This window comes from Chryseobacterium sp. 2TAF14, from assembly GCF_052115105.1.
Lineage (GTDB): Bacteria > Bacteroidota > Bacteroidia > Flavobacteriales > Weeksellaceae > Chryseobacterium.
This window is the reverse complement of sequence record NZ_JBFRGA010000031.1, coordinates 1-22,554: the sequence shown is the minus strand read 5'-3', so window position 1 is coordinate 22,554 and position 22,554 is coordinate 1. Positions and strand designations below refer to the sequence as shown.

At 34.8% G+C, this 22,554-nt stretch carries 35 protein-coding genes and 1 pseudogene; 4 read left to right on the top strand and 32 right to left on the bottom strand.

Annotated elements, in window-relative coordinates; all coding sequences use genetic code 11:
- Positions 1 to 417: 417 nt before the first annotated feature.
- Together AB4Y90_RS05850 and AB4Y90_RS05845 are read right to left on the bottom strand one after the other, a co-directional pair.
- Positions 418 to 1,263, bottom strand: a complete 846-nt coding sequence (locus AB4Y90_RS05850; RefSeq protein ID WP_441556491.1) for a hypothetical protein — start codon at positions 1,261 to 1,263, stop codon at positions 418 to 420.
- A 4-nt stretch (positions 1,264 to 1,267) separates the two neighbouring features.
- A complete protein-coding gene (locus tag AB4Y90_RS05845; RefSeq protein WP_441556490.1) occupies positions 1,268 to 1,900 on the bottom strand; it encodes a response regulator in 633 nt (210 codons plus the stop codon).
- 178 nt (positions 1,901 to 2,078) lie between these two features.
- Here AB4Y90_RS05845 and AB4Y90_RS05840 point away from each other — a divergent pair, with 178 nt between their 5' ends.
- Positions 2,079 to 2,507 (top strand): hypothetical protein, encoded by a 429-nt coding sequence (locus AB4Y90_RS05840; RefSeq protein WP_441556489.1) that lies wholly within the window; start codon positions 2,079 to 2,081, stop codon positions 2,505 to 2,507.
- A 490-nt stretch (positions 2,508 to 2,997) separates the two neighbouring features.
- Here the strand turns inward: AB4Y90_RS05840 and rplQ are convergent, their stop codons facing one another.
- The 28 genes and pseudogenes from rplQ to rplC all read right to left on the bottom strand — a co-directional run bounded on the left by rplQ (position 2,998) and on the right by rplC (position 16,902).
- The gene (gene rplQ / locus AB4Y90_RS05835) at positions 2,998 to 3,525 is read right to left on the bottom strand and encodes a 50S ribosomal protein L17 (protein ID WP_441556488.1); all 528 of its coding nucleotides are present in this window, start codon (positions 3,523 to 3,525) and stop codon (positions 2,998 to 3,000) included.
- Between the two features lie 6 nt (positions 3,526 to 3,531).
- Positions 3,532 to 4,527, bottom strand: coding sequence for a DNA-directed RNA polymerase subunit alpha (locus tag AB4Y90_RS05830; RefSeq protein WP_047482432.1), 996 nt, complete (start codon positions 4,525 to 4,527; stop codon positions 3,532 to 3,534).
- 33 nt (positions 4,528 to 4,560) lie between these two features.
- Positions 4,561 to 5,006, bottom strand: a pseudogene (rpsD, locus tag AB4Y90_RS05825) (30S ribosomal protein S4).
- Positions 5,007 to 5,094: 88 nt separating this feature from the next.
- Complete coding sequence (gene rpsK / locus AB4Y90_RS05820) at positions 5,095 to 5,484, bottom strand: 30S ribosomal protein S11 (protein ID WP_034678037.1); 390 nt, start codon at positions 5,482 to 5,484, stop codon at positions 5,095 to 5,097.
- 12 nt (positions 5,485 to 5,496) lie between these two features.
- Complete coding sequence (gene rpsM, locus AB4Y90_RS05815) at positions 5,497 to 5,874, bottom strand: 30S ribosomal protein S13 (protein ID WP_074230970.1); 378 nt, start codon at positions 5,872 to 5,874, stop codon at positions 5,497 to 5,499.
- 3 nt (positions 5,875 to 5,877) lie between these two features.
- Positions 5,878 to 5,994 carry a 50S ribosomal protein L36 gene (gene rpmJ / locus AB4Y90_RS05810; protein WP_007839480.1) on the bottom strand — a complete coding sequence of 39 codons (117 nt, stop codon included), beginning with the start codon at positions 5,992 to 5,994 and terminating at the stop codon, positions 5,878 to 5,880.
- 113 nt (positions 5,995 to 6,107) lie between these two features.
- Positions 6,108 to 6,323, bottom strand: coding sequence for a translation initiation factor IF-1 (gene infA, locus AB4Y90_RS05805; protein WP_029297754.1), 216 nt, complete (start codon positions 6,321 to 6,323; stop codon positions 6,108 to 6,110).
- Positions 6,324 to 6,326: 3 nt separating this feature from the next.
- Positions 6,327 to 7,706: a preprotein translocase subunit SecY gene (gene secY / locus AB4Y90_RS05800; RefSeq protein ID WP_408090363.1), complete on the bottom strand. Its 1,380-nt coding sequence runs from the start codon at positions 7,704 to 7,706 to the stop codon at positions 6,327 to 6,329.
- Positions 7,707 to 7,715: 9 nt separating this feature from the next.
- Positions 7,716 to 8,165, bottom strand: coding sequence for a 50S ribosomal protein L15 (gene rplO, locus AB4Y90_RS05795; RefSeq protein WP_408090361.1), 450 nt, complete (start codon positions 8,163 to 8,165; stop codon positions 7,716 to 7,718).
- A gap of 95 nt (positions 8,166 to 8,260) precedes the next feature.
- Positions 8,261 to 8,437, bottom strand: a complete 177-nt coding sequence (gene rpmD, locus AB4Y90_RS05790) for a 50S ribosomal protein L30 (RefSeq protein WP_265427581.1) — start codon at positions 8,435 to 8,437, stop codon at positions 8,261 to 8,263.
- Positions 8,438 to 8,448: 11 nt separating this feature from the next.
- Positions 8,449 to 8,970, bottom strand: a complete 522-nt coding sequence (gene rpsE, locus AB4Y90_RS05785) for a 30S ribosomal protein S5 (protein ID WP_034678028.1) — start codon at positions 8,968 to 8,970, stop codon at positions 8,449 to 8,451.
- Between the two features lie 18 nt (positions 8,971 to 8,988).
- Positions 8,989 to 9,342 (bottom strand): 50S ribosomal protein L18, encoded by a 354-nt coding sequence (gene rplR, locus AB4Y90_RS05780; RefSeq protein WP_055861790.1) that lies wholly within the window; start codon positions 9,340 to 9,342, stop codon positions 8,989 to 8,991.
- A gap of 14 nt (positions 9,343 to 9,356) precedes the next feature.
- The gene (rplF, locus tag AB4Y90_RS05775; RefSeq protein ID WP_441556487.1) at positions 9,357 to 9,902 is read right to left on the bottom strand and encodes a 50S ribosomal protein L6; all 546 of its coding nucleotides are present in this window, start codon (positions 9,900 to 9,902) and stop codon (positions 9,357 to 9,359) included.
- Between the two features lie 17 nt (positions 9,903 to 9,919).
- Entirely contained in the window at positions 9,920 to 10,318 is a 399-nt protein-coding gene (rpsH, locus tag AB4Y90_RS05770) for a 30S ribosomal protein S8 (protein WP_116095828.1), read from the bottom strand.
- Positions 10,319 to 10,466: 148 nt separating this feature from the next.
- The gene (gene rpsN, locus AB4Y90_RS05765) at positions 10,467 to 10,736 is read right to left on the bottom strand and encodes a 30S ribosomal protein S14 (RefSeq protein ID WP_027383308.1); all 270 of its coding nucleotides are present in this window, start codon (positions 10,734 to 10,736) and stop codon (positions 10,467 to 10,469) included.
- Between the two features lie 3 nt (positions 10,737 to 10,739).
- Positions 10,740 to 11,291: a 50S ribosomal protein L5 gene (gene rplE, locus AB4Y90_RS05760; RefSeq protein ID WP_408090355.1), complete on the bottom strand. Its 552-nt coding sequence runs from the start codon at positions 11,289 to 11,291 to the stop codon at positions 10,740 to 10,742.
- A gap of 13 nt (positions 11,292 to 11,304) precedes the next feature.
- A complete protein-coding gene (gene rplX, locus AB4Y90_RS05755) occupies positions 11,305 to 11,631 on the bottom strand; it encodes a 50S ribosomal protein L24 (RefSeq protein ID WP_062650905.1) in 327 nt (108 codons plus the stop codon).
- Positions 11,632 to 11,722: 91 nt separating this feature from the next.
- On the bottom strand, positions 11,723 to 12,091 hold the full coding sequence (rplN, locus tag AB4Y90_RS05750; protein ID WP_007839504.1) for a 50S ribosomal protein L14: 369 nt from the start codon (positions 12,089 to 12,091) through the stop codon (positions 11,723 to 11,725).
- 2 nt (positions 12,092 to 12,093) lie between these two features.
- Positions 12,094 to 12,348, bottom strand: coding sequence for a 30S ribosomal protein S17 (rpsQ, locus tag AB4Y90_RS05745; RefSeq protein WP_034678021.1), 255 nt, complete (start codon positions 12,346 to 12,348; stop codon positions 12,094 to 12,096).
- Between the two features lie 14 nt (positions 12,349 to 12,362).
- Positions 12,363 to 12,548, bottom strand: a complete 186-nt coding sequence (rpmC, locus tag AB4Y90_RS05740) for a 50S ribosomal protein L29 (protein WP_034678020.1) — start codon at positions 12,546 to 12,548, stop codon at positions 12,363 to 12,365.
- Positions 12,549 to 12,560: 12 nt separating this feature from the next.
- Positions 12,561 to 12,986 carry a 50S ribosomal protein L16 gene (rplP, locus tag AB4Y90_RS05735; protein WP_172284535.1) on the bottom strand — a complete coding sequence of 142 codons (426 nt, stop codon included), beginning with the start codon at positions 12,984 to 12,986 and terminating at the stop codon, positions 12,561 to 12,563.
- 97 nt (positions 12,987 to 13,083) lie between these two features.
- The gene (gene rpsC, locus AB4Y90_RS05730) at positions 13,084 to 13,827 is read right to left on the bottom strand and encodes a 30S ribosomal protein S3 (protein ID WP_047482435.1); all 744 of its coding nucleotides are present in this window, start codon (positions 13,825 to 13,827) and stop codon (positions 13,084 to 13,086) included.
- 8 nt (positions 13,828 to 13,835) lie between these two features.
- A complete protein-coding gene (rplV, locus tag AB4Y90_RS05725; RefSeq protein WP_209390004.1) occupies positions 13,836 to 14,234 on the bottom strand; it encodes a 50S ribosomal protein L22 in 399 nt (132 codons plus the stop codon).
- Positions 14,235 to 14,236: 2 nt separating this feature from the next.
- Positions 14,237 to 14,515, bottom strand: coding sequence for a 30S ribosomal protein S19 (gene rpsS, locus AB4Y90_RS05720; RefSeq protein ID WP_002983209.1), 279 nt, complete (start codon positions 14,513 to 14,515; stop codon positions 14,237 to 14,239).
- Positions 14,516 to 14,517: 2 nt separating this feature from the next.
- The gene (gene rplB, locus AB4Y90_RS05715; protein WP_441556486.1) at positions 14,518 to 15,339 is read right to left on the bottom strand and encodes a 50S ribosomal protein L2; all 822 of its coding nucleotides are present in this window, start codon (positions 15,337 to 15,339) and stop codon (positions 14,518 to 14,520) included.
- A gap of 22 nt (positions 15,340 to 15,361) precedes the next feature.
- Positions 15,362 to 15,652, bottom strand: a complete 291-nt coding sequence (rplW, locus tag AB4Y90_RS05710) for a 50S ribosomal protein L23 (protein ID WP_047442263.1) — start codon at positions 15,650 to 15,652, stop codon at positions 15,362 to 15,364.
- 3 nt (positions 15,653 to 15,655) lie between these two features.
- A complete protein-coding gene (gene rplD, locus AB4Y90_RS05705; RefSeq protein ID WP_441556485.1) occupies positions 15,656 to 16,285 on the bottom strand; it encodes a 50S ribosomal protein L4 in 630 nt (209 codons plus the stop codon).
- Complete coding sequence (gene rplC / locus AB4Y90_RS05700; RefSeq protein WP_144283670.1) at positions 16,276 to 16,902, bottom strand: 50S ribosomal protein L3; 627 nt, start codon at positions 16,900 to 16,902, stop codon at positions 16,276 to 16,278. The genes rplD and rplC overlap by 10 nt, the downstream gene beginning before the upstream one ends.
- 242 nt (positions 16,903 to 17,144) lie before the next feature.
- On the opposite strand from rplC, the gene AB4Y90_RS05695 reads away from it, so the two are divergent.
- The 3 genes from AB4Y90_RS05695 to AB4Y90_RS05685 all read left to right on the top strand — a co-directional run bounded on the left by AB4Y90_RS05695 (position 17,145) and on the right by AB4Y90_RS05685 (position 21,456).
- Positions 17,145 to 17,558: a hypothetical protein gene (locus AB4Y90_RS05695; protein ID WP_441556484.1), complete on the top strand. Its 414-nt coding sequence runs from the start codon at positions 17,145 to 17,147 to the stop codon at positions 17,556 to 17,558.
- The gene (locus tag AB4Y90_RS05690; RefSeq protein ID WP_441556483.1) at positions 17,558 to 18,529 is read left to right on the top strand and encodes a hypothetical protein; all 972 of its coding nucleotides are present in this window, start codon (positions 17,558 to 17,560) and stop codon (positions 18,527 to 18,529) included. Before AB4Y90_RS05695 ends, AB4Y90_RS05690 begins: the two co-directional genes overlap by 1 nt.
- A gap of 215 nt (positions 18,530 to 18,744) precedes the next feature.
- Positions 18,745 to 21,456, top strand: coding sequence for a hypothetical protein (locus tag AB4Y90_RS05685; RefSeq protein WP_441556482.1), 2,712 nt, complete (start codon positions 18,745 to 18,747; stop codon positions 21,454 to 21,456).
- A gap of 79 nt (positions 21,457 to 21,535) precedes the next feature.
- Here AB4Y90_RS05685 and AB4Y90_RS05680 read toward each other — a convergent pair whose 3' ends face one another.
- Both AB4Y90_RS05680 and AB4Y90_RS05675 read right to left on the bottom strand, forming a co-directional pair.
- Positions 21,536 to 22,018: a low affinity iron permease family protein gene (locus AB4Y90_RS05680; protein WP_441556481.1), complete on the bottom strand. Its 483-nt coding sequence runs from the start codon at positions 22,016 to 22,018 to the stop codon at positions 21,536 to 21,538.
- Between the two features lie 62 nt (positions 22,019 to 22,080).
- The coding region (locus AB4Y90_RS05675) for a GLPGLI family protein (RefSeq protein WP_441556480.1) at positions 22,081 to 22,554 on the bottom strand (474 nt) is incomplete at its 5' end.

Sequence of the window (22,554 nt, the reverse complement as noted above, 5' to 3'; positions counted from 1 at the left end):
CATTTACATTTCGTAATTTATAAATATACCATGCTATAGAAAAGTAAATAAATAATATGGGCAGACTAATAATATGAATAAAATCTAACTGATTTACATCTTGGGTGATCAGTTTATATAAGTTAAAAAATATAAGAACAAACATAAAAACCATGCTTGTGATTTTTATAAAAGGATGGGTAAAAGTTTTAAAATATATGAGTCCAAAATAAAGTACTGACAGTAAAATAAACCCGACAAACGCTATATTTCTCTCAAATATTATTAATTCAGGAAAATTTACAGGAATTACGTCTACTAATAATACCAATAGCAGATATAAAAAAAAATAGAATTGTTGTTTTGATTTTCCTTTGAATACCCAAATGTAAACTGAATATAAAAAGTTGATCAAAACAACAATTTCATAAATTCTGTTTAAGGACATTGGTTTGGGCAAAGAGAGTTCATGTCATAATAAGAAATATTTTCAATAAGATTTCCATCTTCTGCTTCAGCATCAAAGACGATTGTTAATTGATTGGGTATATAGTCCTTATCTCTCAATTTTTTTAATTCTTTGGCTTCTTCAAGTTCTTGTGGATCACTACTTTTATCTTTTTCATCTATAATTGAATCTAATACTTCCTTGTCTAACGCTTCTGCAAGACATATATTTATTTGTCTTATTTTATTCTCACTATGAATGTTATTATAAAGCTTGATTCTGGCATAATATGCAAGCAGCTCCATCCTCGGAATCATCACAAAGCTTGTGAAACCTTTTTCAGTAATGATAACCCGGTCATTAATTCTCGTACTAAAAATATCTGTAAACTTATCGGTGATTTTAGTATATTCTTCTTTGGTTATTTTTAGCTGGTTATTTAAAGAATAAATTACAAAATACTCCTCAATATCTTTTTTTTCTTTTGCTCTTGAATAAATCAATAAAACAGAGTTTTCGAAATTTTGAAGTTCAGGATGATCCGGCATAAACTCAGATTTGTAGTGTGTAAAGTGAATGCGAACTTCATCATATTTATCTACATCAGGCTCTTCTACCCAAAGCATATCTTCTAAATTATCAATACTTATCGGATAAGATTCTTTAAAATTTATTTCTTTCGCTGCAAACAATCTTGCTGTTGTTTGTCTAAAGCTATCCTTCATCTTCAATGCTTCATCTTTTGGAATACGTATCAATTCCATTCCCGGTTTGTTTTCTACATAATCCTTAGATAAATTTACAGACAGGTCATTTTGCTGTGTAGTTGTTTCCATGTTTTTAGTTTTTAAAATGGTTAAATTTATTAATAGCCTCCACTTTATTGTTTACGTGAAGTTTTCTGTAGATATTTCCGACGTGCTTTTTTACGGTATCAATGCTTACAAATATTTGATCGGCAATTTCTTTATATAAAAGACCTTGAGACAAAAGCTCCACAATTTCTGTCTCGCGTTTTGTAAGATCTTCAAAGTCTTTTATTTCTATCGTTTTCTTTTCAAAATGGGCTAAAACTTTTCTTGCAATCGAAAAACTCATGGGAGCACCGCCATTGTAAACATCTCGGATCGAACTGAGAATTTTATCCATGCTTTCGCCTTTTACGAGATAACCCATTGCTCCGGCTTTTAAAGAATTAAAAATCATTTCATCATTTTCAAAACTTGTACACATGATGAATTGCGTTTTTGGCATTTCTTTTTTCAGCTTTACAATAATATCTATACCGAGCATATCCTGAAGCTGGATATCCATCATCACAACATCCGGAGAAACATCAGACAATTTTTTCAGGGCAGCATTTCCGTCAAAAAACTGAGAAATGACCTTCATGTCATTTTGATAATCGATGACTTTCTTCAACGTATTGTTGTAGTTTTTTTCGTCTTCTACTATGGCGATAGAAATGCTCATTTTTTTTGTTTTTGTAAAATCAAATTTCAACAGAAAACAACACAGAAACAATTACACTTTTGTGTAATAATAAGATTTTGAGTCGGGGTCATTGGTTTGTTTTTTGTTTTTATTAAATTTAAAGAAAATTTCACAATAAAGAAATTAATTTAAATTAATATTATCAAAAATATACTGAATGAAAAAACTACTTATCTTATCGATCGGCATTTTAATGGTTTCATTGTCAAGTTGCAAAAAATCTGAGGAAAGAAATAAAGGAATTATAAAATCTGATTCTGCCAATACAGAAATTCTTGCTGACAACGGAGCCATAGATTCTACAATTGCATATAATGTGAGTGTAAACGGAACAAAAACAGTAAAGACAGATTTTGTCTATCAGGCAACAGACGGAAGTCCTGTAAAAGTTGTTTTTAATTACGATCCTAATAACAGGACGATTTCTATAAGAAATAATAATAAAACTTTTATCCTTGACAAGACAGAAGCAAAGCCTAATCAAACTACTTATGAGAAAGAAGATATGAAGGCGGTCGTAAAAGGCGACAGCTTAATTTTACATCAGGGTGAAAATATTATTGAGCTTGTAAAAACTAAAATATAAAACTTACTTTTGGTATAGTTTGGAAAAGCTAAGTAACGAAAAGTAAAAAGCAGGCTAGCTTTTTAAAATTGCACGCCTGCTTTTTCTAAAAGCTCCTGTCGATTTGCACAAGTCGACGGGATCTTTTGTTATAATCCTCAAATCTATTTTAACCTGAATTCGGGTTAAGATTTTTAACCGCAATGTTAAACAAAGAGTTTTAATAATACAGCTTTAAATATTTAAGTTAAACAAAGGCGTTACACTTAACAATGAAATACTATTTTGTATTACCTCGATAAGCGAAGCGGCTTAGTTTATCTTAAAAMMAAAAATAGAATATTAAAGAAAACTTTGTTTGCCTTTGCGATAGGAACTAAATCAAATAAYTCATAATTTAAAATAATTCYTATMCCGAACTCACGTTATTTTAAAACAAATTGAAAATCATTTGAAACAAAAAAACCGCTCAGAAATCTGAACGGTTTTTTATATATCTGTAAGAATATTATTATTCTCCAGCTTTCTCTTCTGTAGAATCAGTAGTTTCTGCTTTTGGCTCTTCTACTTTTTCTTCTACTACAGGAGCTTCAGCAACTACAGCTTCTTTTTTAGTAGCTGTTGTAGATCTTCTGCTTCTTCTTGTAGTCTTTTTCTCTTCAGCATTAGGATTGTAAAGCTCGTTGAAATCAACCAACTCGATCAAAGCAGTATCTGCAGCATCACCAGGTCTGAAACCAGTTTTGATGATTCTCGTATAACCGCCGTTTCTTTCAGCGATTTTCGGAGCTACAGTTCTGAACAATTCAGTAACCGCTTCTTTATTTTGAAGATATGCGAAAACAATTCTTCTGTTGTGAGTAGTATCTTCTTTTGCTTTAGTCAATAGAGGCTCAACGTATACTCTTAAAGCTTTAGCTTTAGCTACAGTAGTGTTGATTCTTTTATGCTCAATTAGAGAACAAGCCATATTAGAAAGTAAAGCGCTTCTGTGAGAAGCCGTTCTTCCTAAGTGATTGAATTTTTTACCGTGTCTCATTATTTTTTAATTATCAGCGTCTAATTTATATTTTGCAACGTCGAAACCGAAGTTAAGACCTTTTGAATGCACCAATTCTTCTAGTTCTGTCAAAGATTTTTTACCAAAATTTCTGAATTTCATCAAATCAGACTTACTATAAGAAACAAGCTCACCCAAAGTTTCTACTTCAGCCGCTTTTAGACAGTTTAAGGCTCTTACAGAAAGATCCATATCTGCTAATTTAGACTTAAGTAATTGTCTTGTGTGAAGTGTCTCTTCATCGTATTGGATAGATGCTTTCACTGCTTCAGTCTCCAACGTGATTCTCTCATCAGAGAATAGCATGAAGTGATAGATTAATATCTTAGAAGCTTCTGTTAAAGCATTTTGAGGGCTGATTGAGCCATCAGTTTCTATATCTAATACAAGTTTTTCGTAGTCTGTTTTTTGCTCTACACGGTAATTTTCAATACTATACTGTACTTTTTTGATCGGCGTAAAGATAGAGTCGATAGCAATAGTTCCTACAGGAGCATTGTTTGACTTGTTTTGTTCAGAAGGAACGTACCCTCTTCCCTTTTCTATGTTAAACGTGATTTCAAAAGTAACATCAGAGTTTTGGTTACAGATCACCAACTCAGGATTCAAAATTTCAAATCCGTTGATAGACTGCCCTAAATCTCCTGCAGTAACTACAGTTTTACCTGAAACTTTAGCAACAACCTGCTCAGAAGCCTGGTTTTCTGCTGTAGCTTTTAGTCTTACCTGTTTAAGGTTAAGAATAATTTCGGTAACGTCTTCGATTACTCCAGGGATAGTTGAAAATTCGTGCTCTACACCTTCTATTTTGATAGATGAAATAGCGTATCCTTCCAGAGAAGAAAGCAACACTCTTCTCAAAGCATTACCGATTGTAAGCCCGAAACCTGGTTCTAAAGGACGAAATTCGAATTGACCTTTAAATTCATCAGAGTTAAGTAGAATTACTTTATCGGGTTTTATGAATTGTAAAATTGCCATATTGTTGGGTTGAGCAAAAATTTGATTAAAAAATTATTTAGAGTAAAGTTCGACGATAAGCTGTTCCTTGATGTCTTCCGGGATTTGGATTCTCTCAGGAGCAGAAATGAAGGTACCTTCTTTTTTCTCGTCGTTGAATTGTAACCACTCATAGTTTGCTTTTGATGCCAAAGCATCAGAAACAACCTCTAGAGATTTAGATTTTTCTCTTACAGCGATTACATCACCAGCTTTCACTAAATAAGATGGGATGTTAAGGATTTCTCCGTTCACAGTGATGTGTCTGTGAGAAGTTAACTGTCTTGCTGCAGATCTTGTTTTAGCAAAACCTAATCTGTATACAACGTTATCCAATCTTGATTCGCAAAGCTGTAATAGAACTTCACCTGTTACACCTTTACTTCTGTGTGCTTTTTCCCGTAGATTGCAGCACCAAACTTTCTAGCAATCTTAGTTTTAGGTCCAATATATCTTGCCATAATTTCTTTAAGATTTTAGATTCTAGATTTTAGATTTTAGATTTAAAATGAAAACATTTATAATTTAAAATTTTTAATCTAAAATTTATTATACTCTTCTTCTTTTTGGTGGTCTACATCCATTGTGTGGCATAGGAGTCACGTCAATGATTTCGCTAACTTCAATTCCTGAATTGTGGATTGTTCTGATGGCAGATTCTCTACCTGCACCTGGACCTTTCACATACACCTTTACTCTTCTAAGACCCGCTTCGTGAGCTACAGTAGAGCAATTTTCTGCTGCCATTTGAGCAGCAAAAGGAGTGTTCTTTTTAGACCCTCTGAATCCCATTTTACCGGCAGAAGCCCAAGAGATAACTTCTCCGTTTTTATTTGTTAAAGAAATGATGATGTTATTGAAAGAAGCCTGAATATGCGCTTCACCAATAGCTTCAACTTTTACTTTTCTTTTTTTAACTACTTTGGTTTGTTTTGCCATAATTCCTAACGATTATTTACTTGCTTTTTTCTTGTTAGCAACAGTTTTTCTCTTTCCTTTACGGGTTCTAGAGTTGTTTTTCGTTCTCTGGCCTCTTAAAGGTAGTCCTAGTCTGTGACGTATTCCTCGTTGGCATCCTATGTCCATCAATCTCTTGATGTTCAATTGCACTTCAGATCTAAGCTCTCCTTCTACTTTAATGTTTTCAGAGATATAGTTTCTGATTGCAGCCAATTCATCGTCATTCCATTCGTTGACTTTCTTGTCTTCGCTGATACCGGCAGCCTTAAGGATTTCAGAAGAAGTACTTCTTCCTACTCCGTAGATGTAAGTTAAACCGATAACACCTCTTTTGTTTTTTGGTAAATCAATACCTGAAATTCTCGCCATAATTTAGCCTTGTCTTTGTTTAAATTTTGGGTTTTTCTTGTTGATTACAAATAGAACGCCTTTTCTACGAACGATTTTGCAATCAGCACTTCTTTTTTTAATTGATGCTCTAACTTTCATTTGAAATATTTATATTTTTTCAATCATCAAACAAAATCTACGATTCTATTTGAAAATATTTATTTTCAACAATAGCCAAATGGAGATCTGAGGATTCCATTTGGCGTTTTGTTTTAATATCTAAATGTAATTCTCCCTTTCGAAAGATCGTAAGGAGACATTTCTAATTTTACCTTATCACCAGGTAATAGTTTAATATAATGCATACGCATTTTGCCAGAGATATGAGCAATAAGCACATGCCCATTTTCTAGCTCTACACGGAACTGAGCGTTCGAAAGTGCTTCCGTTATAACGCCGTCTTGTTCGATATGTTTTTGTTTTGCCATAAATTAATATCCAGTCGATCTTGATAATTTAGACTGCATTAAGCCATCATAATGATGATTCAGCAGATAAGTGTTAATCTGTTGAACTGTATCTAATACTACCCCAACCATAATTAGCAACGAAGTTCCCCCGAAAAATAGGGCGAACGCATCTGTCTGAACCAGACTTCCATGCACTATTGCCGGAAGGACTGCAAAGATAGACAAAAATATTGCACCTGGCAAGGTAATTTTTGATAAAATATCATCTAGGTAATCAGCAGTCTCTTTACCGGGTCTTACTTTAGGTACCAAACCACCGTTTCTCTTAAGATCATCGGCCATTTGGTTTACCGGAATTGTAATTGCGGTATAGAAAAATGAAAAGATAATGATCAATAGCGCAAACAATACGTTGTATTGCCAGCTGAAAACATTCTTGAAACCTGCAAGAAAAGTATTAGACTCGTCTACTTTGGTCAACAAACCAGGTACGAACATCAATGCCTGAGCAAAGATAATCGGCATTACACCGGCTGCGTTTACTTTCAACGGGATCCACTGTCTTGCTCCCTGCATTAGATTTCTATTTACACCTCCTCTTGCCTGAGCTCTGCTTACATACTGAATAGGGATTTTTCTTACCGCAACAGATAGTACTACTGCTAAAAGAACCACCAACATCCAGAATATTACTTCAACAAGGATCATGATTGAACCCAATCCTCCTTTTCCGTTTTGTACTGCGATTTCCTGTACGAATGCTTCAGGTAGTCTTGAAAGAATTCCGACCATAATAAGGATAGAAATACCGTTTCCGATACCTTTGTCAGTAATTTTTTCACCTAACCACATTGCAAATACAGAACCTGCCACCAAGATTACAATACTTGGCAACCAGAACATAATAGAATTAGGGTCTACAAAATATGCAGACTGGAATTGAGCGTAAGGTAAGAACAACTGAGTAATAGAAGTTAAATAAGAAGGTGCCTGTACAAGACAAACCCCGATCGTTAACCATCTAGTAATTTGATTCAATGTGTTTCTACCAGACTCTCCGTCTTTCTGAAGTTTCTGAAGATAAGGAATTGCCATCCCCATCAACTGAACAATAATAGAAGCAGAAATATAAGGCATGATACCCAACGCCATTACGGAAGCGTGGCTGAAAGCTCCTCCCGTAAACGACGAAAGCAAGCCAAGGAGACCTGCTCCTTGCTTGTTACCGCCTTGATTTTTATAATGCTCTAAGAGATCACCTACTTCTGCAAGGTTAATCGCAGGAAGTGAGATGAAAGATGCGAATCTATACACAAGGATAATACCTAAAGTGAAGAGAATTTTATCTCTCAATTCTTTAAGGCTCCAAATATTTTTGAGGGTTTGTATAAATTCTTTCATTAGTAATTATTATAAGGTAATTGCTTTTCCACCTGCTTTAGAAATCAATTCTTCAGCAGATTTAGTGAATTTGTCCGCAGAAATTGAAACCGCAGATTTCAATTCACCTCTCCCCATAATTTTCACTAATTCGTTTTTAGTGATTAATCCGTTCTCAATCATAACTTCTCTTGTAATATCTCCTGTGATAGATTTATTTTCAATTAAAATTTGGATTGTATCAAGATTAATACCTCTGTACTCTTTTCTGTTTACGTTTTTGAATCCGAATTTAGGTAATCTTCTCTGTAAAGGCATCTGACCTCCTTCGAAACCGATTTTCTGAGAATAACCAGCTCTTGCTTTCTGACCTTTGTGACCTTTTGTAGAAGTACCTCCTTTTCCACTACCTTGTCCTCTACCAATTCTTTTTGAACTGAATGTAGAACCTGCAGCAGGCTTTATGTTGTTTAAATTCATTTTTTTTATTGATTTAAAGATTAATAATTTAAAGATTAAAAATTCCGCCTAAGATAGAAAGAATTTTTTAATCTTTTAATCTTTGAATTTTTTAATTATTTCTGAACTTCAAGTAAGTGGCTAACTGTAGCTATCATTCCTAAGATAGAAGGCGTAGCTTCGTGTTCTACAACTTGGTGAAGTTTCTTAAATCCTAATGCTTCAAGCGTTCTCTTTTGGTTTTTTGTTCTACCAATAGCGCTTCTTACTTGCTTTACTTTAATTGTTGCCATTGTTTTAAATATTAACCGTTAAACACTTTAGTTAGAGAAACTCCTCTCATTCTTGCAATTTCTTCTGGTCTTCTGATGTCTAGCAATGCTTTGAAAGTTGCCTTTACCACATTGTGAGGGTTTGAAGATCCTTTAGATTTTGAAAGGATATCGTGAATACCTGCAGATTCTAATACCGCTCTTACCGCACCACCGGCGATAAGCCCTGTACCGTGAGAAGCAGGTCTTAAGAAGATATCTGCACCACCGTATCTAGCAGTAGTCTGGTGAGGAATCGTGTGGTTCATTACAGGAACTTTTACCAAGTTTTTCTTAGCATCTTCTACCGCTTTAGCAATAGCAGAAGCAACTTCCTTAGATTTTCCTAAACCAAAACCGATAGTACCAGCTTCGTCTCCTACAACAACGATTGCAGAAAATCCGAAAGCTCTACCTCCTTTAGTTACTTTTGTTACTCTATTAACAGCTACGAGACGATCTTTAAGTTCTAATCCTCCCGGTTTTACTCTTTCTATATTATCTAGTCCTAACATATTTCCGAAATTTAATGATTAGAATTTAAGTCCTCCTTCTCTCGCACCGTCAGCAAGAGCTTTCACTCTACCGTGGTATACGAATCCGTTTCTATCAAATACAATATTTTCAATTCCTGCAGCAAGAGCTTTAGCAGCGATTGCTTTACCTACAGCAGCAGAAACTTCACTTTTTGTTCCGTTAGCATCTACACCTTTTTCTCTAGAAGAAGCTGATGCTAAAGTTTTTCCGTCTTTATCGTCGATTAACTGAGCGTAAATTTCCTTATTACTCTTATATACAGATAATCTTGGCAATTCAGAAGATCCAGAGATTTTTCCTCTTACTCTTCTTTTGATTCTGATTCTTTTTTCTAATTTACTTAGTGCCATTTTCTTAATTTTTATTAAGCAGATTTACCAGCTTTACGTCTAACAATTTCTCCTACGAATTTCACACCTTTTCCTTTGTATGGCTCAGGTTTTCTGAAAGATCTGATCTTTGCAGCTACCATCCCTAGAAGTTGGTTGTCGTGAGACGTTAAAGTAATAATTGGGTTTTTACCTTTTTCAGTCAATGTATCAACTTTCACTTCGCTAGGAAGTTCTAAAACGATACCGTGAGAGAATCCTAAAGCTAACTCAAGTTTTTGACCTGCGTGTGAAGCTCTGTATCCTACCCCTACTAATTCTAGTTTCTTTTCGAAACCTGTATTAACACCTGTGATCATATTAGCAATTAATGCTCTGTATAAACCGTGAAGTGCTTTGTGTTGTTTAGCTTCAGATGGTCTGTTAACGTTAAGTTCTCCATCTTTTTGCTCAATAGTAATTCCTTCTGTAAGCTCCTGAGAAAGTTCTCCTTTAGGACCTTTTACTGTAACTACACCTTCTTTTTCAGAAACTGTAACACCAGCAGGAATTGTTATAATTGCTTTACCAATTCTTGACATTTTCCTTTGATTAAAAATTAATAAACATAGCAGATTACTTCACCGCCAACTTTTTCTTCTCTAGCTTTCTTGTCAGTCATTACTCCTTTAGAAGTAGAGATGATAGAAATACCCAAACCGTTTAGTACTCTTGGAAGTTCTCCTGAACCTTTGTACTGTCTCAAACCTGGTCTAGAAGCTCTTTGGATAGACTTGATAGCTGGTTTGTTGGTTTGCTTATCGTACTTCAAAGCGATTTTGATTGTTCCTTGAACAGCGCTATCTTCAAACTTGTAGTTTAAGATATACCCTTGATCAAATAAAATCTTAGTAATCTCCTTTTTGATTTTCGATGCAGGAATTTCCACCACTTTGTGGCCTGCGCTTTGTGCGTTCCTTACTCTTGTTAGGAAATCTGAAATTGGATCTGTTACCATTTCTTTGTTTTAAATTATTGGTTAAAGAACAATCAGTTTTGAAAAGACTTGAAGATTAAAATATCAGACTTCAGAAAACCTCGGTCTGATATTTTTATTCTTTAGTATCTCGACAACTTAATTGTCCCGATTTTTTAATTAGTAATTATTACCAACTAGCTTTTTTAACTCCCGGGATAAGACCGTTGTTTGCCATTTCTCTGAAAGTTACTCTGGAAATACCAAACGTTCTCATGTATCCTCTTGGTCTACCTGTAAGTTTACATCTGTTGTGTAGTCTTACCGGAGAAGCGTTTTTAGGTAATTTCTGAAGTGCTTCATAATCACCTGCTTCTTTAAGAGCTTTTCTTTTTTCAGCGTATTTAGCTACAGTAGCTTCTCTTTTGCGCTCACGCGCTTTCATTGATTCTTTAGCCATTTCTTAGTTCTTTTTGAATGGTAAACCGAAGTGAGTTAATAATGCTTTAGCTTCTTTATCTGTTTTCGCAGTAGTAACGAAAGTGATATCCATACCTTGGATTTTCTTTACCTTGTCGATTACGATCTCTGGGAAGATAATCTGCTCAGTAATACCTAAGTTATAGTTACCTCTACCGTCGAAACCATCAGCTTTGATACCAGAAAAATCTCTGATACGTGGCAAAGCAGAAGAAGTAAGTCTGTCTAAGAATTCGTACATTTTTGTAGCTCTAAGAGTTACTTTAGCACCTACAGGCATACCTTTTCTTAGTTTGAAAGCAGCTTCATCTTTCTTAGAGATAGTACCAACAGCCTTTTGACCAGTGATATTTGTAAGCTCTTCTACAGCATAATCGATGATTTTTTTATCAGCAGTAGCGTCTCCTAAACCTTGAGATAAAATGATTTTCTCAAGTCTTGGTACCTGCATTACTGATTTGTATCCGAATTCTTCCATCATTGCAGGAACAATCGTTTCTTTATATGCTTTTTTGGGTCTTGCTATATATTCCATGTGTTATTTAAAATTATAAAGTTTCACCCGTTTTTTTGTTGATTCTTACTTTCTTATCTCCTTCGATTTTGTAACCGATTTTGATAGCTTTTCCGTCTTTACCAACTAAAGCTACGTTTGAGATATGAATAGAAGCTTCCTTCTCAGTGATTCCTCCTTGAGGGTTAGAAGCTGAAGGCTTAACGTGTTTTTTAACGATGTTAAGGCCTGCAACGATAACTCTAGGGTCTCTTCCTTCTTTTTTGATCACTTCAATAACTTCACCAGTACTACCTTTAAGACCTTTCTTACCGGTAGTTACGATTACGTTATCTCCTCTTTTTATTTTTAACTTTGACATTCTTCTTGAGATTTTAGATTTTAGATTTTAGATTTTAGGTGAAAAATACTTTTCAAATAATCTATAATTTAAAATTCACAATTTAAAATTATTATAAAACTTCAGGAGCTAATGAAATGATTTTCATATATTCTTTGTCTCTCAACTCACGAGCAACCGGTCCGAAAACACGTGTTCCTCTCATTTCTCCCGCTGCGTTTAGTAATACACAAGCATTGTCTTCGAATTTGATGTATGAACCATCTTTTCTTCTTACTGCTTTTTTAGTTCTTACTACTACAGCTTTAGATACCTGACCTTTTTTAGCGTTTCCTGATGGTGTAGAATCTTTGATCGTAACAACGATTTTATCACCAACTGAAGCATATCTTCTTCTGGTTCCTCCCAGAACTCTAATAACTAGTACTTCTTTTGCACCTGTGTTATCAGCAACTTTTAATCTTGATTCTGTTTGTAACATTATTACTTAGCTTTTTCAATGATTCTTACTAATCTCCATCTCTTACTCTTGCTTAAAGGTCTAGTTTCAGAAATTAAAACTGTATCTCCTTCGTTGCATTCGTTGTTCTCGTCATGTGCAGTATATTTTTTCGTTTTCAAAACGAATTTACCGTACATCGGGTGTTTTACTCTTGTAGTTTCGCTAACAACAATAGTTTTTTCCATTTTATTGCTGGAAACCACTCCGATTCTTTCTTTTCTTAAATTTCTATCCATTGTAAAAAGGAATATTATTGTTTGTTAGTTAACTCAGTGTTTAATCTTGCGATTGTTTTTCTTAAATCTCTGATCTGGATCGGATTTTCAAGTGGGCTGATTTTGTGAGCCAATTTCATTTTTGTGAATTCAGCTTTAGCTTCAGCCAATTTAGCTTGAACATCTTCAAGGCTTAGATTTTTAATTTCAGCTTGTTTCATTGTATTCAGAGATTAAAGAGGTTTAACAAAATCGTTTGCAACTACAAATTTGGTAACTACCGGTAATTTTTGTGCAGCAAGTCTAAGAGCTTCCTTAGCGATCTCGTAAGGTACACCTCCAACTTCGAACATAATTTTACCTGGTTTTACTACAGCTACCCAATATTCCACAGCACCTTTACCTTTACCCATACGTACTTCGGCTGGTTTTTTGGTAATTGGCTTATCCGGGAATATTTTGATCCATAGTTGACCTTCTCTCTTCATATATCTTGTCGCAGCGATACGAGCTGCTTCAATTTGTCTTGCCGTGATCCAAGCTCCTTCTGTAGCTTTGATTCCGAAAGTACCATAAGCAAGTTGATTACCTCTCTGAGCAATCCCCTTCATTTTCATCTTATGAACTCTACGGAATTTGGTTCTTTTTGGTTGTAACATAAATTTCTAAATTTTTAGATTTTAGATTTTAGATTTTAGATTTTTCTATTTTAAAAAAGTAACGGTAATTTAAAATTCAAAATTTCTATCTAAAATTTTAGTTATTGTTGTTATTATTTCTTCTTGGTTTTCTATCACCACCTCTGTCATTTCTCTCACCTCTACCTCCAGCTGGTGCTTTTTTCTGTTGTCCTACTAATGGAGAAAGTTCTCTTTTACCATAAACTTCACCTTTCATAATCCAAACTTTTACCCCTAACTTTCCGTATTGAGTAAGCGCTTCACCGATGTGGTAATCGATATCTGCTCTGAAAGTAGACAATGGAATTCTTCCGTCTTTGAAAGACTCAGATCTTGCCATTTCAGCTCCGTTTAATCTACCAGAGATCTGAACTTTGATACCTTCAGCACCCATTCTCATGGTAGAAGCGATTGCCATCTTCACAGCTCTTCTGTAAGAGATTCTGTTTTCGATTTGCTTAGCAATGCTGTCTGCAACCAATACTGCATCTAGCTCAGGTCTTTTGATTTCGAAGATGTTGATCTGAATATCCTTTTTAGTCAATTTTTTCAACTCTTCTTTCAGTTTATCAACTTCCTGACCTCCTTTACCGATGATAAGTCCCGGTCTTGCAGTAGTGATTGTAACTGTTACTAATTTTAGTGTTCTTTCAATATAGATTTTTGAAATCCCACCTTTAGATAATCTTGCTTCAAGGTATCTTCTGATTTTGTAGTCTTCCGCGATTCTGTCTCCATAATCGTTTCCGCCAAACCAGTTAGAATCCCATCCTCTGATGATACCTAATCTGTTACCAATTGGATTTGTCTTCTGTCCCATACCTTGAATTAATTTTCTTTTGTTCCTAAGATTAGTGTAATGTGGTTTGATCTTTTTCTGATTCTGTACCCTCTACCTTGCGGAGCTGGTCTTAGTCTCTTCAATTGTCTTGCACTGTCTACAAAAATTTCTTTAACGATAAGGTTTGCTTCTTCAATATCAGCACCTTCGTTTTTAGTTTGCCAGTTTGCCATTGCAGAAAGAAGAACTTTCTCCAATTTGTTTGACGCATCTTTTTTAGAATATTTTAGAATGCTTAAAGCTTTTTCTACTTCTACTCCTCTGATGATATCAGCTACTAATCTCATTTTTCTTGGAGAAGACGGGCAATCATTGTGCAACGCTTTCGCTACATCCTGATTTGTTAATTTACGTGCTAATGCACTTTCTCTTTTTCTTGATCCCATGATTATCTGCTTCCTTTGTTTTTGTTACCACCATGACCTCTGAAAGATCTTGTTGGAGAAAATTCGCCTAACTTGTGACCTACCATGTTTTCTGTAACGTAAACCGGGATAAAAGATTTCCCGTTGTGTACAGCGATAGTCTGTCCTACGAAGTCCGGAGAGATCATCGATGCTCTAGACCAAGTTTTGATAACTGTCTTCTTACCAGACTCTATATTTGCCTGAACCTTCTTATCTAAAGTATGATGAATGAATGGTCCTTTTTTAAGTGATCTTGCCATAATTATTTTCTTTTAGATACGATGTAACGGTTAGACACTTTGTTTTTCTTTCTAGTTTTGTAACCTTTAGATGGCTTACCGTTTCTAGATCTTGGGTGACCTCCAGAAGAACGTCCTTCACCACCTCCCATTGGGTGATCTACAGGGTTCATTACAACTGCTCTTGTTCTAGGTCTTCTACCTAACCATCTGCTTCTACCAGCTTTACCAGATACAGTTAACTGGTGATCAGAGTTAGATACAGATCCAATCATTGCATAACACTCAGTAAGGATCATTCTAGATTCTCCTGAAGGCAATTTAATGATTGCATATTTTCCGTCTCTTGAAGTCAACTGAGCTGAAGAACCAGCACTTCTTGCTAAAATAGCACCTTGACCAGGCTTCATTTCAATACAAGAAATTACAGTACCCAATGGAATGTTTTTCAATTTCATTGCGTTACCGATGTTCGGCTCTACGCTTTCGCCAGAAATAATTTTTTGGTCAACTTTGATTCCGTTTGGAGCGATGATATATCTCTTCTCTCCGTCTGCATACTCCACTAAAGCGATGAAAGCAGTTCTGTTTGGATCGTACTCTACAGTTTTTACCGTTGCTTCAACATCATGTTTGTTTCTTTTGAAGTCGATAATTCTGTATTTCTTTTTGTGTCCACCTCCGGTGTAACGCATGGTCATTTTACCAGTTTGGTTACGTCCACCTGACTTTTTAATACCAACGGTAAGAGATTTCTCTGGTTTGTTGGTAGTAATTTCCTCAAAATTGTTTACAATTCTGAATCTCTGTCCTGGGGTGATAGGTTTTAATTTTCTAACAGACATTACTATTATTTATAATTAATAATTAATTTACAGCAAAAATATCGATTACTTCCCCTTCAGCAAGAGTGATAACCGCTTTTTTCAATTTGTTTGTCTTTCCTACTTGAAGACCTTTTTTCGTGTATTTCGAAGAAACTTTAGGCGCATAAATCATGGTTCTAACGTCTGCTACTTTCACACCGTAAGCTTGCTCTATTGCATTTTTAATCTGGATTTTATTCGCCTTAGGTTGTACTAAGAAAGAATAAGCACCTCTTAAATCTGTAAGATAGTTTGCTTTTTCTGAAATAACTGGTTTAATAATTAGTGACATGATTTATTTCTTTAAATTTTCCTGGAATTTTTCAACTGCACCTTCTAAGAAAACGATCTCACCAGCGTTGATTAGGTCATAAGAAGAAATTTCGTCGAATTTCATCACCTTAGTCTTAGGTAAGTTTCTTGAAGATAGATACACATTCTTGTTTGTATCAGCTAAAATGAATAAAGACTTCTTATCGTTCAATGTCAAAGCATTCAATACCGTGATGAAATCTTTAGTTTTAGGAGCAGCAATGCTCAAACCTTCTACAATTCTGATGCTGTTATCTCTCATTTTTTGAGAAAGAACAGATTTTTTAGCTAATCTCTTAAGAGCTTTGTTCAATTTGAATCTATAGTCTCTTGGCTTAGGACCGAATACTCTACCCCCACCTCTGAAAGTTGGAGATTTAATATCACCGTATCTAGCAGAACCAGATCCTTTTTGCTTCTTAAGTTTTTTAGTAGAAGCAGTAATTTCGCTTCTTTCTTTTGATTTATGAGTTCCTTGTCTTTGTGCTGCAAGGTACTGTTTAACTTCTAAGTAAACCGCGTGCTTGTTTGGCTCAATTCCGAAGATAGATTCGTCTAGAGTTACTTTTTTTCCGGTTTCTTTTCCTGATGTATTTAATACTACTAATTCCATTTTCTGATAATTACATAAGAATTTTTAGCTCCCGGAACAGCACCTTTTACTACTAAAAGATTTTGTTCTTGATCCACTTTTAATACTTGAAGGTTTTGTACAGTTACCTGCTTACCTCCCATTCTACCTGCCATTCTCATTCCTTTGAATACTCTCGAAGGATCCGATCCAGCACCGATAGAACCTGGAGCTCTAAGTCTGTTGTGCTGACCATGAGTAGCTTGCATTACACCTCCAAAGCCGTGTCTTTTAACAACACCCTGGAAACCTTTACCTTTTGAAGTTCCTGTTACGTCAACATATTCACCTTCCAGGAATAGATCAACTTTTACTTCTTCTCCTACTTTTACTTCGTCTACGAATTCTCTGTAGAATTCTACCAACTTAGCTTTAGGAGCAGAACCAGCCTTTTTAAAATGGCCAGCTAACGCTTTACCAACGTTCTTTTCACTCTTGTCATCGAAACCTAACTGAACAGATTTGTACCCGTCCTTTTCAATGGTTCTGACCTGTAAAACCGAGCATGGACCAGCTTGAATAACTGTACAAGGAATATTCTTCCCTGCTTCGTCAAACAAAGATGTCATACCGATTTTTTTACCAATAATACCTGACATTATTTATATAATATGTTATAAAATTTTCTTGGGTTCACTGTCATTTTTCGGGCGCTCAAGTAATTACTAAGTTTGAATTAGGCATACTCCTCCCCTAAAATGAGTGTGCAAATTTATGAATAAAATTTAATTTGACAAATATTTCCTGCAAAATATTTTGATTTTTAATCATTTAGAGATTTGCACAGATTTTGAAAAGCATTTCTTCTGAATAAATTTTTTAATTTTGAGAAAAAAGTAATATGAAAAACATTTTCACCACAATCATTTTATTCTTCGGAGTCATTTCTTTTGCACAGACTACACTTCCGTTTACCGGAAAAAGAGATTTTAATATAGAAGACGGAGCAAGCGGATCCGGAACACCTGCTTATTATTTAGATGTAAAGAAAAACGGAAACGTACATTTTGGCTTTCTTCAAATCAATCAGGCTGACGGAAAAGAAACCAAAGAAGAGATGAATGCCGGAAAATACAATCCTAAAGTGATGAAGGTGCATTTCAAAACGTATAACGAAACATTTTATGTGAAATTTAATAAAGAAAAAATTTATCTTACCGACGAAAAAGGAAATATAAAAAAGTCTGACGATTGCTGCCCCGTTTCTGAAATGGCAGAGATGAACTGTAATTGCGAAAGTATCCTTTATAAATAATGAAGGTTTTACAACTTCTTTTTGCCGTTCTTTTGGTGATTTCATGTAACCAAAAACAGAAACATCCTTATTCATTTTACTATTGGAAAACGAATCTTAAACTAAATGAAACCGAAAAAAAGACGCTAAAAGAATCGAAAAACCCGTTTTTATACACCCGTTTTTTTGATGTTGATAAAGCAGGCGGAAAATTTCAGCCTGTTGCAGTCATTACTAAAGACAAAAGCTTTGAAACAGACAAAAAGATCGTTCCGACAGTTTTTATAACGAACCAGACTTTTTTATATATCAAAAAAGAAGAAATCCGTTTTCTGGCGGAAAGCATTCATCAACTCATTCAAAAGAAAGCCAAAGAGTTTCAATTAAAAATAAATAACGAAATTCAAATCGACTGCGACTGGACGGCCGGAACCAAGGATGATTATTTTGAATTTTTAAAACAGCTAAAAAAGACTTCACAAAAAGAAATTACCTGCACTTTAAGGCTTCATCAGGTAAAAGATAAAAATAAAACGGGAATTCCGCCTGTTGAAAAAGTGTATCTGATGTGCTATTCTACTTCTTCGCCTTTGGAAAATTCAGATAAAAATTCAATTTTAGATTTGAATATTATGAAAAGCTATTTATCAAAGCTGGAAGATTATCCGATAAAAAAAATTGAAGTGGCTCTTCCGATTTATTCGTGGGGAATTGTCACCAATCATTTAGGAAAACACAAACTCATCAATGCACTTTCTGTAAAAGATTTAAATAATCCTGATTTTAAAAAGATTTCGGAAAATGAAGTTGAAATTTTAAAAGACGGGTTTTATTTCGGGAACTTTCTCAGCAAAGGCTTTAAAATAAAAGTGGAAGAAATTTCTGAAGACCAGCTGGAAAATGCGATCCAGTTTTTAGATAAAAAAATAGACACTTATAACATTATTTATTATCAATTAGATAGTAAATTTGTAGAAGGTAGGATTTTCTGATGGAAGCTGGATGATAGATGATGGAAGTTTTCAAGTATGCATAAATTAAAAATCTGTGAAAATCTGTGTAATCTGCGGGAGAAAAATAATTCCCACTGATTACACAGATTTTCACAGATGAAATTTTAAAATTATTGAAGAAGCCTTGTCAAGGTTTTAAACCTTGACAAGGCTCTGAAAATTATCATAAAAACAAGCAAAACACCAAAATTAATATGAAAAAGTATATCTTAAGCATTGCTGTAGCATCGCTTTTCTACACCAAAACCGAAGCTTGCGCTTGGTCAGATCCTGATCATGACTATTTTAATCTTTTCACGCAAAGCATCATCAAAGACAAATCTTATCTCCCTTTTTTACATAATTATTCTGACCGGTTTTACACCAACTACAATCCTTCACAGATTCCTGACGAAAACATAGAATCCTGGAGGAAATTTTTCGGCAATCAGATCAGCTATACCGAAACCAATTATCTGGTCAATAAAATTCCGATGGCAGATTTGAATGATTTAAAAAAAGGAAATCCCGGCAATCAGTTCTTAAAAAAATTAGGTTCTGGTTTTTATACAAAGTATCGTGAAGCGATCGATTATTTAATTGAAGCTAAATATCTGGAGCCTTACATGAAAATCAATTATGTAGAAAGTCCGGATTCTTTTTATTACCGTGAGAATGAAAGTGATAAAAATGCAACTCAATTAGATTACAGCAAAACAATTTCTGCTCTAACCTCATTATACAACGCAGCAAAAAACCCTGAAATCAAGCAGCGATACGGTTATCAACTGGTGAGATTCAATCATTATACAAGAAACTACGATTCGGCAGTTCAGGCTTTCAAAACCTATGTTCAACCCATTAAATTGAGAGGCGCTGCTTATTATATGGCGCTCGATCAATTGGCAGGAGCTCAGAGAGGTTTGCAAATGGGAAGTGACGCCAACTGGAATTTCTTTCAGGTTTTTATGAAATCTAAAAGCCGTAAAGAATCTTCTTTTATTTCAATGAAACTTTCAGACACCGCTTCTTTCAATAATATTATGAAAAGAGCCGGGACGAATGAAGAAAAAAATATGGCGTATTTTCTTTTGGGATATGAAGATTTTACCAACCCCATTCCGATGATGGAAAAAATGTACGACATTGATCCCGATTCCGAAATTCTGAAAGTAATGGCGGCAAGAAGCATCAATGAGCTTGAAAGAAATTATCTTCCGACCTATTATTATGCTTCGAAAGATTCAGATAAAAATTCAAGCAAAAAAGATAATACAACGACAACTGAAAAGACAGAAGTCAAGAAAAAGGAATTGAGTTTCTGGCAGAAAATTGTTCTTTTCTTTAAAAATCTTTTCGGCGGAAAAAAATCTGATAAAACAAATGACAAAGCCGACCAAAGCAATGATGAATTGTTTGAAAACCCGGACAGGATTCCAACCTTTGTAAAAAACAATTCTTATTACTGGTCTGAAGATCAAAATCAGAAAGACTTTTTGGAAGACCTTGAAAAATTTACCGCAAAAACCAAAGAGAAATCAAAAGATGAATATTGGCAGATTGCCGATGCTTATTTGAAATTCCTTAAAAAAGATTACGAAGAAAGCAGTGATATTTTAGCAGATATAAAAACCAGTAATCCTGAATATCTTGAAGAGATCAAGAGAATGAAGGTCTTGAACGATATTGTTTCTCAACCCAAAATTGATGCGGATTACGAAGATCATTTAATGAAAAATTATGCTGAATATTTTGTTGAAAAAAAACAAAAAAGAGATAGTATCTTGATTGAAGATGATAATTACGATTATTACGGTGAAGCCCCGTCAACTGCAGATTTCCTGAAGGATGTTTTGGCAAACCGCTATTTCCTTCAAGGTGAAGACGGAAAATCTTTCCTGATGAATAATAAGCTTTCCGATTTGCAATACAACCCGAATTCAAGTTTGGTGAAAAGTGTTGAAGAGTTTTACAGAAAACCGAATAAGACACAGTTTGAGCAACAAATCATTGCTAAAAACCTTGATAATGTAGGAAATATTGATGCGTTTTTTGCCAATATTTATGGTGACAGAGCGATGAGACTGGCTGATTTTGACAAAGCCAAATCATATTATCAAAAAGCATTGAAGTTCTCGGGAATTCCGAGAGAGAACTACGAAAGATACAATCCCGAAACCGGCAATTATGAAAAACTGGTTTACAATGGAGAAAATTATGACGGGTACAACAATATTCCGAATTTGGTTTTCGGACACAATGTTTGGGAAAGTTTCCAAAGTTCTGATTCGGAAAGCATGAAAGCTGAAGATTATTCTGCCTTCCCTTTCATTAAAGCCAAAATGAATAAGCTTGAGTTAGCCGAAGCATTGGTTCAGCTTAAAAAAACAGGAAACGGAAAAGATGTGAAAGCCGCTCAAGCCAATCAGCTTATCGGAAATGTTTTGTACAACACTTCGATTTTAGGATATTACAGACAGCTTTTCGTAATGGATGTTGACAACAGCAACGGAGGAAAATACGATTTCTGGGCAACGGAAAAACAAAATCCGTATCAGTATTATTATAAAAATTTCACTTACACGACATTCATTGAGCCTGATAATTTTGATTTAGCTATTAATTATTATAAAAAAGCATTTGACCTGACTGCCGACAGAGAACAGAAGGCGAGAATACTTTTCCAGATGGCAAGTGCAGAACAGGGAAATTATTATCAGTATGAAGCAAAACATCAAGCCGATATTGATTATGCAGATCCGAAATGGTCTGAGAAAAATGACGCATACGCAAAACAAATGGGTGATCTGAAAAACCAGAAATACAGAACCTATTTTACCCAGCTAAAATCTCAGTTTTCAAATACAGAAACGGCAAGAGAACTTTTGGGAAGCTGTACTTATTTTGATTATTTTATGAAGAGATAAATTATAAATTAAAGCCTTACAGATTTTGTAAGGCTTTAGTTTTATTCTAATTCAAAAGGATCGTGATGATTCCTTTCTTTTATTTCTGTTTCGATAGCCATTCTTCATGTTTCCTTTTAAAAGACTCATGTTTATAATCCTGATTTCTTTTGGCGGCATCTATAGAATGTGATGCATGAATATCTTCATCTTCTTCTGCAAAATCTGCCAGCTTTTCATAATAGCAGTGTAACTGATCGAGTTCTTTTTCGGTAAGATCTTCGATATCGACAATCCGGTTGCTTGCTTTTTCGTTGGCAGCAATCAATTCGTTTAACTTGATCTGAATCGCTTTAGAATCTTTATTTTGAGATTTCTGAATCAGGAAAACCATCAGAAAAGTAATAATCGTGGTTCCTGTATTGATAACCAATTGCCATGTTTCRGAATAATTAAAAACCGGACCGGAAACTGCCCAGATTACCACAATTGCTGTTGCACCGATGAAGGCATAAGAACTTCCTGTAAATTTGGTTGCCCAATTTGAAAATTTTTCAAAAATACTGTTGCCTGATGTTGCCATTTTGTACGTTTTTGTGTACGTTTAAAAAGCAAAAACTCCGCCGAATCGACGAAGTTAATAGGTTATTTTACGGGATAGTTTACGGCTTTATCGATCTCGATCGGATTGTTTTCTCTGAGCATTGTTTTTCTTCTCTCATCAGACATTCCTTTCAGTTGGTCTAAACTTTTTATCTGCACTCCCATTACATAAAAAGTATTTTCAGGATTGGTGTTAGATTTAAATGCTTCTGCAATATCCTGCAACGGATTGTTGTAAAGTTCTAATTGCTTTTTCCTGATGATTTTTTCTGTGACAGCAATTGGTTTTTGCCCGGCAAAACTTTCAAGAAATCTGGTTTCGTATGTTTTGGGAAACTTCATGCTTTTGACGAGTTTAAAAATGAAATTATCATTATTATCTCCGACCTCGAAAATCAATCCGGGAAGTCCACGGAATTTGTACGGACCTTCACTTAGATTAACTTCTTTAGAAAACCAAGCAGTCCAGTTTCTTCCGCCAAAAGTTGTGGTTGCTTTTTGTAAAGTATATTGTCC

What these genes read in the sequence shown, in the direction of transcription:
- AB4Y90_RS05850 (WP_441556491.1), bottom strand. Translation starts at nt 1,263, where the DNA reads ATGGAAACAACTACACAGCAAAATGACCTGTCTGTAAATTTATCTAAG.
- AB4Y90_RS05845 (WP_441556490.1), bottom strand. Translation starts at nt 1,900, where the DNA reads ATGAGCATTTCTATCGCCATAGTAGAAGACGAAAAAAACTACAACAAT.
- AB4Y90_RS05840 (WP_441556489.1), top strand. Translation starts at nt 2,079, where the DNA reads ATGAAAAAACTACTTATCTTATCGATCGGCATTTTAATGGTTTCATTG.
- rplQ (WP_441556488.1), bottom strand. Translation starts at nt 3,525, where the DNA reads ATGAGACACGGTAAAAAATTCAATCACTTAGGAAGAACGGCTTCTCAC.
- AB4Y90_RS05830 (WP_047482432.1), bottom strand. Translation starts at nt 4,527, where the DNA reads ATGGCAATTTTACAATTCATAAAACCCGATAAAGTAATTCTACTTAAC.
- rpsK (WP_034678037.1), bottom strand. Translation starts at nt 5,484, where the DNA reads ATGGCAAAACAAACCAAAGTAGTTAAAAAAAGAAAAGTAAAAGTTGAA.
- rpsM (WP_074230970.1), bottom strand. Translation starts at nt 5,874, where the DNA reads ATGGCGAGAATTTCAGGTATTGATTTACCAAAAAACAAAAGAGGTGTT.
- rpmJ (WP_007839480.1), bottom strand. Translation starts at nt 5,994, where the DNA reads ATGAAAGTTAGAGCATCAATTAAAAAAAGAAGTGCTGATTGCAAAATC.
- infA (WP_029297754.1), bottom strand. Translation starts at nt 6,323, where the DNA reads ATGGCAAAACAAAAACATATCGAACAAGACGGCGTTATAACGGAAGCA.
- secY (WP_408090363.1), bottom strand. Translation starts at nt 7,706, where the DNA reads ATGAAAGAATTTATACAAACCCTCAAAAATATTTGGAGCCTTAAAGAA.
- rplO (WP_408090361.1), bottom strand. Translation starts at nt 8,165, where the DNA reads ATGAATTTAAACAACATAAAGCCTGCTGCAGGTTCTACATTCAGTTCA.
- rpmD (WP_265427581.1), bottom strand. Translation starts at nt 8,437, where the DNA reads ATGGCAACAATTAAAGTAAAGCAAGTAAGAAGCGCTATTGGTAGAACA.
- rpsE (WP_034678028.1), bottom strand. Translation starts at nt 8,970, where the DNA reads ATGTTAGGACTAGATAATATAGAAAGAGTAAAACCGGGAGGATTAGAA.
- rplR (WP_055861790.1), bottom strand. Translation starts at nt 9,342, where the DNA reads ATGGCACTAAGTAAATTAGAAAAAAGAATCAGAATCAAAAGAAGAGTA.
- rplF (WP_441556487.1), bottom strand. Translation starts at nt 9,902, where the DNA reads ATGTCAAGAATTGGTAAAGCAATTATAACAATTCCTGCTGGTGTTACA.
- rpsH (WP_116095828.1), bottom strand. Translation starts at nt 10,318, where the DNA reads ATGGTAACAGATCCAATTTCAGATTTCCTAACAAGAGTAAGGAACGCA.
- rpsN (WP_027383308.1), bottom strand. Translation starts at nt 10,736, where the DNA reads ATGGCTAAAGAATCAATGAAAGCGCGTGAGCGCAAAAGAGAAGCTACT.
- rplE (WP_408090355.1), bottom strand. Translation starts at nt 11,291, where the DNA reads ATGGAATATATAGCAAGACCCAAAAAAGCATATAAAGAAACGATTGTT.
- rplX (WP_062650905.1), bottom strand. Translation starts at nt 11,631, where the DNA reads ATGTCAAAGTTAAAAATAAAAAGAGGAGATAACGTAATCGTAACTACC.
- rplN (WP_007839504.1), bottom strand. Translation starts at nt 12,091, where the DNA reads ATGTTACAAACAGAATCAAGATTAAAAGTTGCTGATAACACAGGTGCA.
- rpsQ (WP_034678021.1), bottom strand. Translation starts at nt 12,348, where the DNA reads ATGGATAGAAATTTAAGAAAAGAAAGAATCGGAGTGGTTTCCAGCAAT.
- rpmC (WP_034678020.1), bottom strand. Translation starts at nt 12,548, where the DNA reads ATGAAACAAGCTGAAATTAAAAATCTAAGCCTTGAAGATGTTCAAGCT.
- rplP (WP_172284535.1), bottom strand. Translation starts at nt 12,986, where the DNA reads ATGTTACAACCAAAAAGAACCAAATTCCGTAGAGTTCATAAGATGAAA.
- rpsC (WP_047482435.1), bottom strand. Translation starts at nt 13,827, where the DNA reads ATGGGACAGAAGACAAATCCAATTGGTAACAGATTAGGTATCATCAGA.
- rplV (WP_209390004.1), bottom strand. Translation starts at nt 14,234, where the DNA reads ATGGGATCAAGAAAAAGAGAAAGTGCATTAGCACGTAAATTAACAAAT.
- rpsS (WP_002983209.1), bottom strand. Translation starts at nt 14,515, where the DNA reads ATGGCAAGATCACTTAAAAAAGGACCATTCATTCATCATACTTTAGAT.
- rplB (WP_441556486.1), bottom strand. Translation starts at nt 15,339, where the DNA reads ATGTCTGTTAGAAAATTAAAACCTATCACCCCAGGACAGAGATTCAGA.
- rplW (WP_047442263.1), bottom strand. Translation starts at nt 15,652, where the DNA reads ATGTCACTAATTATTAAACCAGTTATTTCAGAAAAAGCAAACTATCTT.
- rplD (WP_441556485.1), bottom strand. Translation starts at nt 16,285, where the DNA reads ATGGAATTAGTAGTATTAAATACATCAGGAAAAGAAACCGGAAAAAAA.
- rplC (WP_144283670.1), bottom strand. Translation starts at nt 16,902, where the DNA reads ATGTCAGGTATTATTGGTAAAAAAATCGGTATGACATCTTTGTTTGAC.
- AB4Y90_RS05695 (WP_441556484.1), top strand. Translation starts at nt 17,145, where the DNA reads ATGAAAAACATTTTCACCACAATCATTTTATTCTTCGGAGTCATTTCT.
- AB4Y90_RS05690 (WP_441556483.1), top strand. Translation starts at nt 17,558, where the DNA reads ATGAAGGTTTTACAACTTCTTTTTGCCGTTCTTTTGGTGATTTCATGT.
- AB4Y90_RS05685 (WP_441556482.1), top strand. Translation starts at nt 18,745, where the DNA reads ATGAAAAAGTATATCTTAAGCATTGCTGTAGCATCGCTTTTCTACACC.